2 protein-coding genes are annotated in these 882 nt (G+C 58.0%); both read left to right on the top strand.

Annotation, left to right across the window (positions count from 1 at the left end; translation table 11 throughout):
* Positions 1-80: 80 nt before the first annotated feature.
* Entirely contained in the window at positions 81-374 is a 294-nt protein-coding gene (gene tnpA / locus OQE62_RS19350; protein ID WP_265723686.1) for an IS66 family insertion sequence element accessory protein TnpA, read from the top strand.
* A complete protein-coding gene (gene tnpB / locus OQE62_RS19355) occupies positions 374-730 on the top strand; it encodes an IS66 family insertion sequence element accessory protein TnpB (protein ID WP_265723687.1) in 357 nt (118 codons plus the stop codon). Before tnpA ends, tnpB begins: the two co-directional genes overlap by 1 nt.
* Positions 731-882: the final 152 nt, after the last annotated feature.

Below are 882 nucleotides of genomic sequence, written 5' to 3' on the forward strand. Positions count from 1 at the left end.
GTAAGCGATCAATAAACCCCACCTAAAACCCAGCGCCTCTTCCGGATACGCTCCTGATTTTCAGCGATCAGGAGATCCACATGACCACTATACAGAGCAAATTCGATTTCTGGCAGCAGCACATCAGCGCCTGGAAGGATAGCGGCCTATCCCAAGCGGCCTACTGCCAACAGCACGATCTGAAGCTCAGCACCTTCACCTACTGGCGCCACAAGCAGAACAAGGGTCGGCGTAAGCTGATGCCTGTGTCGATGCCGGTTCAGGATGCCCCGGTGGAACTGGCGCTGCCCGGTGGCATTCATATGCAGTTGCCGGCATCAGCCCTGGAACAGACCCTGCCGCTATTGTGGCGCCTCATCCGGGAGCAGGCCTGATGCTACGGCCAAGGCAGTCGGCACAGGTCTACTTGTACATGGAGCCGGTGGACATGCGCAAGTCCATCGATGGCCTGGCGGCACTGGTTGAGCAGGAGATGGAGCTATCCCCCGCCCTGGAAGCGCTCTTCGTGTTCTGCAACCGCGGTCAGGACAAGATCAAGATGCTGTACTGGGAGCGCAACGGCTTCGTGGTCTGGTATAAGCGCCTCGAGAAGCAGCGCTTCCGCTGGCCGCGGGAGGACGACTTTACCTACCACAAGCGCAGTGGCCGCGATCTGAACCAGCTCCTCGACGGCCTGAATATCTGGTGCCAAAAACCCCACCAATCTCTCCAGTTTGACTCGGTCACATAGCCAGGCCCTGCGATACAATGACGGTCATGAATGAGCAGGCCGCCGAGCAATTACCTGACGATGTCGATGCGCTGAAAGCGCTTCTCTTGCAGAAGCAGCAGCGCATCCGCCTGCTCGAAGAGCAGATCCTGCTGATGCGCGACAAACACTTT

Origin of the sequence: Microbulbifer halophilus, from assembly GCF_026183675.1 — a bacterium.
Lineage (GTDB): Bacteria > Pseudomonadota > Gammaproteobacteria > Pseudomonadales > Cellvibrionaceae > Microbulbifer > Microbulbifer halophilus.